Origin of the sequence: Streptomyces sp. NPDC060205, from assembly GCF_042728395.1 — a bacterium.
Taxonomy (GTDB): Bacteria; Actinomycetota; Actinomycetes; order Streptomycetales; family Streptomycetaceae; genus Streptomyces.
The window spans coordinates 1-9,189 of sequence record NZ_JBHWZP010000353.1 but is presented as its reverse complement, the minus strand read 5'-3'; the positions used below and the strand labels follow the sequence as shown (position 1 = coordinate 9,189).

The 9,189-nt window shown below is 70.8% G+C and carries 6 protein-coding genes; 5 read left to right on the top strand and 1 reads right to left on the bottom strand.

The genetic code is table 11. From position 1 onward, the window contains the following. Window positions 1-239: 239 nt before the first annotated feature. Window positions 240-3,398: an isoleucine--tRNA ligase gene (gene ileS, locus ACFWGJ_RS37445; protein WP_387333437.1), complete on the bottom strand. Its 3,159-nt coding sequence runs from the start codon at window positions 3,396-3,398 to the stop codon at window positions 240-242. Between the two features lie 608 nt (window positions 3,399-4,006). Here ileS and ACFWGJ_RS37440 point away from each other — a divergent pair. The 5 genes from ACFWGJ_RS37440 (at window position 4,007) to ACFWGJ_RS37420 (ending at window position 8,947) form a co-directional block, all read left to right on the top strand. Next, complete coding sequence (locus tag ACFWGJ_RS37440; protein ID WP_387333436.1) at window positions 4,007-4,870, top strand: TraR/DksA family transcriptional regulator; 864 nt, start codon at window positions 4,007-4,009, stop codon at window positions 4,868-4,870. 114 nt (window positions 4,871-4,984) lie between these two features. Further along, window positions 4,985-5,611 (top strand): signal peptidase II, encoded by a 627-nt coding sequence (lspA, locus tag ACFWGJ_RS37435; RefSeq protein ID WP_387333435.1) that lies wholly within the window; start codon window positions 4,985-4,987, stop codon window positions 5,609-5,611. An 81-nt stretch (window positions 5,612-5,692) separates the two neighbouring features. After that, window positions 5,693-6,637 (top strand): RluA family pseudouridine synthase, encoded by a 945-nt coding sequence (locus tag ACFWGJ_RS37430; protein WP_387333434.1) that lies wholly within the window; start codon window positions 5,693-5,695, stop codon window positions 6,635-6,637. Beyond that, window positions 6,634-7,116 (top strand): GNAT family N-acetyltransferase, encoded by a 483-nt coding sequence (locus ACFWGJ_RS37425; protein WP_387333433.1) that lies wholly within the window; start codon window positions 6,634-6,636, stop codon window positions 7,114-7,116. The genes ACFWGJ_RS37430 and ACFWGJ_RS37425 overlap by 4 nt, the downstream gene beginning before the upstream one ends. 244 nt (window positions 7,117-7,360) lie before the next feature. Beyond that, window positions 7,361-8,947, top strand: a complete 1,587-nt coding sequence (locus ACFWGJ_RS37420; protein ID WP_387333432.1) for a Na+/H+ antiporter — start codon at window positions 7,361-7,363, stop codon at window positions 8,945-8,947. Window positions 8,948-9,189: the final 242 nt, after the last annotated feature.

Sequence of the window (9,189 nt, the reverse complement as noted above, 5' to 3'; positions counted from 1 at the left end):
ACCAGGAGTTCTGGTGGCCCGGGGCCTTCTTTTGGTGCTCTGTGCTGGTGCTCGGGTCACGGAGCTGTCGCGGGCCTGCGCTTGCAGGGTGCCGCTGCGCCCACCCGTGCCGCCCCTAGCGGCACGCATGCCCGCAGGGGGGTGGGGGTGGGGGGTGGCCGCCTCCGCCCGCAGGGGGAGGCGGGCACGGCCGCGCCCGCAGGGGGTGGGGGGCGGCCGTGCCCGTACGCGGGTCGGGGTTAGGCCTTGCGGAGGTGGAACGTCAGGGACAGGGGGGTGTCCGTGAACGCGGGGCCGTAGGTGTCGTCCGGCTCGCCCTGGGCGAAGTCCGTGGCGAGGACCTCGTCCGAGATCAGCGCGGAGTGCTCGGTGAGCGCCGCGACGACCTTCGGGTCCGTGGACGTCCAGCGCAGGGCGATCCGGTCGGCCACGTCGAGGCCGCTGTTCTTGCGGGCCTCCTGGATCAGCCGGATGGCGTCCCGGGCCAGACCCGCCTGCCGCAGCTCCTCCGTCAGCTCCAGGTCGAGCGCGACCGTGGCCCCGGAGTCCGAGGCGACGGACCAGCCCTCGCGTGGGGTCTCCGTGATGATGACCTCGTCCGGGGCGAGCGTGACGGTCTCGCCGTCGACCTCCACCGACGCCGTGCCCTCGCGCAGCGCCAGGGACAGCGCCGCCGCGTCGGCCTCGGCGACGGCCTTCGCCACCGCCTGGACGCCCTTGCCGAAGCGCTTGCCGAGCGCGCGGAAGTTCGCCTTCGCCGTCGTGTCGACCAGGGAGCCGCCCACCTCGGACAGGGACGCGAGCGAGCTCACGTTCAGCTCCTCGGTGATCTGCGCGTGCAGCTCACGGTCGAGCGAGCCGAAACCGGTCGCCGCCACCAGCGCGCGCGACAGCGGCTGGCGGGTCTTCACACCGGACTCCGCGCGCGTGGCACGGCCCAGCTCCACCAGACGGCGTACGAGCACCATCTGCTTCGACAGCTCCGGGTCGATGACGGAGAGGTCCGCCTCCGGCCAGGTCGACAGGTGCACGGACTCCGGGGCGTCGGCGGACACCGGCACCACGAGGTCCTGCCAGACCCGCTCGGTGATGAACGGGGTCAGCGGGGCCATCAGCCGCGTGACCGTCTCGACGACCTCGTGCAGGGTGCGCAGCGCCGCCTTGTCGCCCTGCCAGAAGCGGCGACGGGACCGGCGTACGTACCAGTTCGACAGGTCGTCGACGAAGGCCGAGAGCAGCTTGCCGGCCCGCTGGGTGTCGTACGACTCCAGAGCCTGCGTCACCTGGTCGGTGAGCGCGTGCAGCTCGGACAGGAGCCAGCGGTCGAGGACCGGGCGGTCCGCCGGGGCCGGGTCGGCCGCGCTGGGCGCCCAGCCCGCCGTGCGTGCGTACAGGGCCTGGAAGGCGACCGTGTTCCAGTACGTCAGGAGCGTCTTGCGGACGACCTCCTGGATGGTGCCGTGGCCGACGCGGCGGGCCGCCCAGGGGGAGCCGCCGGCCGCCATGAACCACCGCACGGCGTCCGCGCCGTGCTGGTCCATCAGCGGGATCGGCTGCAGGATGTTGCCCAGGTGCTTGGACATCTTGCGGCCGTCCTCGGCGAGGATGTGGCCGAGGCAGACCACGTTCTCGTAGCTGGACTTGTCGAAGACCAGCGTGCCGACCGCCATCAGCGTGTAGAACCAGCCGCGCGTCTGGTCGATGGCCTCGGAGATGAACTGCGCAGGGTAGCGGCTCTCGAACAGCTCCTTGTTCTTGTACGGGTAGCCCCACTGCGCGAACGGCATCGAACCCGAGTCGTACCAGGCGTCGATGACCTCCGGCACGCGCGTGGCCGTCTTCTCGCAGGTCGGGCAGGCGAAGGTGACCTCGTCGATGAACGGGCGGTGCGGGTCGAGCTCCGACTGGTCGGTGCCCGTCAGCTCGGTGAGCTCCGCGCGGGAGCCGACGACGGTGAGGTGGTCGTCCTCGCAGCGCCAGATCGGCAGCGGGGTGCCCCAGTAGCGGTTGCGGGACAGGGCCCAGTCGATGTTGTTGTTCAGCCAGTCCCCGTAGCGGCCGTTCTTGACCGAGTCGGGGAACCAGTTGGTCTTCTCGTTCTCCTGGAGGAGCCGGTCCTTGATGGCCGTGGTGCGGATGTACCAGGACGGCTGCGCGTAGTAGAGGAGCGCGGTGTGGCAGCGCCAGCAGTGCGGGTAGCTGTGCTCGTACGGGATGTGCTTGAAGAGCAGACCGCGGTTCTGGAGGTCCTCGGTGAGCTGTTCGTCGGCCTTCTTGAAGAAGACACCGCCCACGAGGGGGACGTCCTCCTCGAAGGTGCCGTCGGGGCGCACGGGGTTCACGACCGGCAGCCCGTACTCGCGGCACACCTTGAGGTCGTCCTCACCGAAGGCGGGGGACTGGTGGACGAGACCCGTACCGTCCTCGGTGGTCACGTACTCCGCGTTGACCACGTAGTGGGCGGGCTCGTCCTTCGGGAACTCGACGAGCTCGAAGGGGCGCCGGTACGTCCAGCGCTCCATCTCGGCGCCCGTGAAGGACTGGCCGGTGGTCTCCCAGCCCTCGCCGAGGGCCTTCTCGACGAGCGGCTCGGCGACGACGAGCTTCTCGGTGCCGTCCGTCGTCACCACGTACGTCACGTCGGGGTGCGCGGCGACCGCCGTGTTGGACACCAGGGTCCACGGGGTCGTCGTCCACACCAGGAGCGCGGCCTCGCCCGCGAGCGGACCGGAGGTGAGCGGGAAACGGACGAACACCGAGGGGTCGACGACCGTCTCGTAGCCCTGCGCCAGCTCGTGGTCGGACAGGCCCGTGCCACAGCGCGGGCACCAGGGGGCGACGCGGTGGTCCTGGGTCAGCAGACCCTTGTTGAAGATCTCCTTGAGCGACCACCAGACCGATTCGATGTACTCCGGGTCCATCGTCCGGTACGGGTCGTTCAGGTCGGCCCAGTAGCCCATGCGGGTCGTGAGCTCTTCGAACGCGTCGGTGTGGCGGGTCACGGACTCACGGCACCTGGCGTTGAACTCGGCGATGCCGTACGCCTCGATGTCCTTCTTGCCGGTGAAGCCCAGCTCCTTCTCGACCGCCAGCTCCACCGGGAGGCCGTGGCAGTCCCAGCCGGCCTTGCGGCCCACGTGGTAGCCGCGCATGGTGCGGAAGCGCGGGAAGACGTCCTTGAAGACGCGGGCCTCGATGTGGTGGGCGCCCGGCATGCCGTTGGCCGTGGGCGGGCCTTCGTAGAACACCCACTCCGGGCGGCCCTCGGACTGCTCCAGGGTCTTGGCGAAGATCTTCTGCTCGCTCCAGAAGTCGAGCACCGCGTGCTCAAGAGCGGGCAGGTCGATCTGGGCCGGCACCTGGCGGTACTGCGGCTGTGTACTCGGCTGCGTATCCAACGAACTTCCTCCGGCGGACTTCTGCCTTCCGTCCGGAGGGACGAGAGCTGGGCTGTCACCTGCGCCGTGCGGCGCGCTCCCGCGGTACCACCCTCCTTGGCCCTCCGCCGCATTCCGCACGCCGGTGAGCCCCCTCATTGGGGTCGCGATACCGGTTCTACCGGCCGCTGCGGGCTCGCTGCGGCTTTCTTCCGGCGGCTCCGGGGTGATCTTCGCGTCGCGCTCGCCCCCGGGCTCACACCGTCCCCGGGTCGCTCCTGGCCGCTTACGCCGCTACTCGTCCCCATCCACGCTTCTCGCTGCGCCCAGTGTACGGCGCCGGGCCGACAGCGGCCGACCGGTTTTGCGGGGCCCGCGGGGGAGGGGCGGCGCGGCCCGGAAGCGGCGGGCACTGACCCGAATGCCGAGGCGCCGTTGTTCGCATCGTGGGACGGCCGACGCGGCGGATTACCCGGCGGGGAGCTGGGCACAACGCTTGCAGACTCGCTGCGCGGTACGCGCGGGGCGGGCGGATCGGGCGGCGTGCCCCGTTGCCGCGGGACTCAAGTCGATTTATCGTCCCAGCACGATTCGCGTGCAAGGTCACAAAATGTGAAGGGGCCGCGGCCATGGTGGCGAAGAAGACCGCCGTACAGCAGTCGGCGTCCGGCAGATCCATGGGGGCGGCTTCCACGGAGACGGCTCCTGCGAAAACGGCCTCTACGGAGAAGCCTCGTACGAAAACGGCCGCTACGAAGGCGGCTGCCAAGAAGACCGCTGCCGACAAGACCGCTGCCAAGAAGACGGTCGCCGCGAAGACGGCCGGTACGCGGCCCGTCTCCGCGAAGGCGGAGAAGGCGGAGAAGGCGGCCGGGAAGTCCGCCGCGCCGGTGAAGAGGGCGCCCAGGAAGGCGGCCCCCGCGAAGGGCACACGCACGGCCAGCAAGACGGTCGCTTCCGCGGCCGACGGAGCAGCGGCACAGGCCGCCGAGACGACGGGAGCCACGACGGTGGTTGCGAAGAAGACCTCTGGCACGGCCGCGGCGGCGGACAAGCCCACCGCGGTTCCCAAGGCGAGGGTGGCCGCGGCGGAGCCCGGCGAACTCGCGGTACGCCCCGGGGAGGACCCGTGGACGCCGGAGGAGGCCGCGGAGGCGCGCGAGGAGCTGCTCTCCGAGGCCCTGCGGCTGCGGGCCGAGATCACGCACTCCGAGGAGTCCCTGGCGGGGCTGATGCGCGACTCCGGGGACGGCGCGGGCGACGACCAGGCGGACACCGGCACCAAGAACATCACGCGCGAGAGCGAGATGGCCCTCGCGGCCAACGCGCGGGAGATGCTGGAGCAGACCGAGCGAGCCCTGGAGCGCCTGGACGCGGGTACGTACGGGCTCTGCGAGAACTGCGGCAACGCCATCGGCAAGGCCCGCATGCAGGCCTTCCCGCGGGCCACGCTGTGCGTCGAGTGCAAGCAGAAGCAGGAACGCCGCTACTGACGTCCCGCCGGTCGAACAACGATCCGCCCGGTGTGCCTCCTGGGCACCTGACCGCGGCGGACCGTGCCGTACCCTCGTGCTCAGTCAGGCACCTAGGTCGAGGGACTCACTCACGTGGCAGAGGCGGAGCGCATCATCGGTACGCCGGATACGCCGGATACGCCGGAAACCCCGGGCGCGGCGGAGGTCGGGCCGGAGCAGTCCGACAGCGGAGCGACCGTGGACCAGGCCGCGGACGAAGCCGCGGCGCCCAGGGGCAGGCGCCGGATCGCCGTGCTCTTCACCGTCGCCGCCCTGGCGTACGCGCTGGACCTGATCAGCAAGCTGATCGTGGTCGCGAAGCTGGAGCACCACGAGCCGATCGAGATCATCGGGGACTGGCTGAAGTTCGAGGCGATCCGCAACGCCGGCGCGGCCTTCGGCTTCGGCGAGGCCTTCACGATCATCTTCACGGTGATCGCCGCCGCCGTGATCGTGGTGATCGCCCGGCTCGCCCGCAAGCTCTACAGCCTGCCCTGGGCGATCGCGCTCGGTCTGCTGCTCGGCGGCGCGCTCGGCAACCTCACCGACCGGATCTTCCGCGCGCCGGGGGTCCTGGAGGGCGCGGTCGTCGACTTCATCGCCCCCAAGCACTTCGCGGTCTTCAACCTCGCCGACTCCGCGATCGTCTGCGGCGGCATCCTGATCGTGCTGCTGTCCTTCCGGGGCCTGGACCCGGACGGCACCGTCCACAAGGACTGAGCAGGCCGCGCCACGGTCCGCGGCGGCCGGGCGCGCGGGCTGCCGTGAGCCGGTGTCTCACCCGTCCGGCATACTCGACGGGTGAGTACCGTTCCCGATATCCGTACCCTGCCCGTGCCCGACGGCCTGGAGGGCGAGCGTGTCGACGCCGCCATCTCCCGCATGTTCGGCTTCTCCCGTACGAAGGCCGCCGAGCTCGCCGCGGCGGGGAAGGTCACGGTCGACGGCTCGGTGGTCGGGAAGTCCGAGAGGGTGCACGGCGGTGCCTGGATGGAAGTCGAGATGCCGCAGGCCGCCCCGCCCGTGCAGATCGTCGCCGAACCCGTCGAGGGCATGGAGATCGTGCACGACGACGACGACGTGGTCGTGATCGTCAAGCCGGTCGGTGTCGCCGCGCACCCCAGCCCCGGCTGGTCCGGGCCGACCGTGATCGGCGGCCTCGCCGCCGCCGGCTACCGGATCTCGACCTCGGGCGCCGCCGAGCGCCAGGGCATCGTGCACCGCCTCGACGTGGGCACCTCGGGCCTGATGGTGGTGGCCAAGTCGGAGTACGCGTACACGTCGCTGAAGCGCCAGTTCAAGGAGCGCACGGTCGACAAGCGCTACCACGCGCTCGTCCAGGGCCACCCCGACCCGACCAGCGGCACCATCGACGCGCCCATCGGCCGGCACCCGAACCACGACTACAAGTGGGCGGTCACCGCCGAGGGCAAGCCCTCCGTCACCCACTACGACCTGATCGAGGCGTTCCGCGCGGCCTCACTGCTCGACATCAAGCTGGAGACCGGACGCACGCACCAGATCCGCGTCCACATGTCCGCCCACCGGCACCCCTGCGTCGGCGACCTGACGTACGGGGCCGACCCGACGCTCGCCAAGCGGCTCGGGCTCACCCGGCAGTGGCTGCAGGCGGTACGGCTCGGCTTCGAGCACCCCGGGGACGGACAGTGGGTCGAGTTCGAGGCCGGCTACGCCGACGATCTGCAGCAGGCGCTGGACCGCGTCCGGGAGGAAAGCAACGCATGAGCCCGTCGCCGAGCCCGGCGCCCTGTGCGGTGCGGGTCGCCGAGGATCTCGCCGACCGCGAGGCCTGCTTCGCGGTGCGCAAGGAGGTCTTCGTCGTCGAACAGCAGGTCCCCGAGGACCTGGAGTACGACGCGTACGACGCCGTCGCCGTGCATGTGCTCGCCGTGGGTGAGGACGGGCTGCCGCTCGGGGCGGGGCGGCTGCTGCACGGGGAGGCCGCGGCCGGCCGCACCGGCGGGGAGCCCGGCGTCGGCGCGCTGGGGCGGCTCGCCGTCGTGAAGGCGGCGCGGGGGATGGGCGTGGGGGTCGCGCTCGTGCGGGGCATCGAGGACGCGGCACGCGCGCGGGGGCTTGTGGCGGTGGATCTGCATGCGCAGACGCATGCGCTGGGGTTTTACGAGCGGCTGGGGTACGTGGCCTACGGGCCCGAGTTCCTCGATGCGGGGATTTCGCATCGGGCGATGCGGCGTGCGCTGTAGGCATGCGCTTTAGGCGTTCGGGTGGGCGCGGGCGGTCTTCGGGTGCGGCCCGGTGGGGGCTGGTCGCGCAGTTCCCCGCGCCCCTGAGGGGCGGCCTTGTCGCGCAGTTCCCCGCGCTCCTGACGGGGCGCCGTCGGTGGGTGGAGTTCTCGGGGCGGCGGGGTGTCCGCGTGTGGAAAGTGAATGCGGTGGCACGCTTGGGGTCTGGCTTGTTCTGACCGTCTAGATCCCTGGAGCGCTGAACGTGGACCAGCTGGCCCTGTTGTTCGTGCTGTTGCTCGGGGCCGTCGTCAGCGTTCCGCTGGGGGACCGCTTCGGGCTTCCCTCGCCGGTGCTGATGACCCTGCTCGGGATCGTGCTGGCCGTCCTCGACTTCGTACCGAACGTGGACATTCCGCCGGACCTGATTCTGCCCGCGCTGCTTCCCCCACTGCTTTATGCCGCCGTACGGCGTACCTCCTGGCGGCAGTTCACCGCCAACAAACGGCCGATCTTCCTGCTCGCCGTGGCCCTGGTGTTCGTCACCACCGCCGTGGTCGCCGCGGTCGCCCACTCGATCGTGCCCGGCCTGCCGATCGCCGCCGCCGTGGCGCTCGGCGCGCTGGTGGCGCCGCCCGACCCGGTCGCGGCGACCGCCGTCGCGGGACAGCTCGGTCTGCCGCGCCGGCTGGTGTCGATCCTGGAGGGCGAGGGGCTGTTCAACGACGTGACGGCCATCGTGCTCTACCACGTGGCCATCGCCGCCGCGATCAGCGGCTCCTTCTCGGTGCAGGGCGCGGCACTCGACTTCCTGCTGTCCGCCGTCGTCGCGGTCGCCGTGGGGCTCGGGCTCGGCTGGGCCACGAACCGGCTGATGGACTCGCTCGGGGACCCGACGCTGCAGATCAGCCTGACCCTGCTGGTGCCGTACGCGTCCTACGTGCTGGCGGAGGAACTGCACGGGTCCGGTGTGCTGGCGGTGCTGACCACGGCGCTGTTCCTGGCCGAGTACGCCAACAACGCCGACGACGTCATGACGAGGCTGGCCGGGCACACCTTCTGGAACATCGTCGACACGCTGGTCACCGGGGTGGCGTTCGGGCTCATCGGTCTTGAGCTGCACAACGCGATCCGGACGGCGTCGGGGCGCTGGGGGGAGATGCTCGGCTGGGCCGCCGCGATCGTGGGGGTCGTCGTCTTCGTACGGCTGCTGTGGCTGCTGCCGGCCACCTGGCTGACCAAGCGGCTGCACGCGAAGCGGGATCTCGACGAGGACATCCCGACGAGCTCGCGGGAGACCGTCGTCATGTGGTGGGCCGGGATGCGCGGGGTGGCGTCCGTCGCGCTGGCGCTGGCCATTCCGCTGAAGACGGAGAACGGGGAGGCGTTCCCCAACCGGGACGAGATGATCTTCATCGCGTTCGGGGTGATCATGGTGACGCTCGTGGTGCAGGGGCTGACTCTGCCGTGGCTGGTGCGCAAGCTCGGGGTGCAGGCCGACACCGACAGCGAGAAGGAGTTCGAGAAGACGCTTGCCGTGCGGGCGGCCCAGGCGGCGAAGCAGCGGTTGCGGGAGCTGGGGGAGACGGAGGATCTGTCCGACGAGCTGACCGAGCAGTTGCTGCGGCGGGCGTTCGACATCGGGTACCGGATCAGTCCGGACCTGGGGGAGGACGAACGGCGGGAAGCGCATGCGCAGCGGGCCCGGCGGGTCAAGTTGGTGCGGCGGATTCAGGCGGAGATGTTGTCGGCTGCTCGGCATGAGGTGCTGGCTGCGCGTAGTGAGCCGGGGGCGAATCCGGAGGTCGTTGACCGGGTTCTCCGGCACCTGGATGTGCGCAGTTTGAAGTAGGCCCTTGCCTTGCTGGTTGCTCCAGCAGGGCAAGGGCCTTTGGCCTGGCGGCCGGGGGTTCGTGGGTCCGTGCGGGTCCGGTGGGGGCCGTTCGCGCAGTTCCCCGCGCCCCTAAAAGACTGCGCAGTTCCCCGCGCCCCTAAAGGATTGCGCCGTTCCCCGCGCCCCTAAAGGATTGCGCCGTTCCCCGCGCCCCTGAAGGCAAAGGATTGCGCAGTTCCCCGCGCCCCTAGGTACCTAGG

Coding starts and splice junctions, on each gene's coding strand:
- ACFWGJ_RS37425 (WP_387333433.1), top strand. CDS start 6,634: ATGAGCCCGTCGCCGAGCCCGGCGCCCTGTGCGGTGCGGGTCGCCGAG.
- ACFWGJ_RS37440 (WP_387333436.1), top strand. CDS start 4,007: ATGGTGGCGAAGAAGACCGCCGTACAGCAGTCGGCGTCCGGCAGATCC.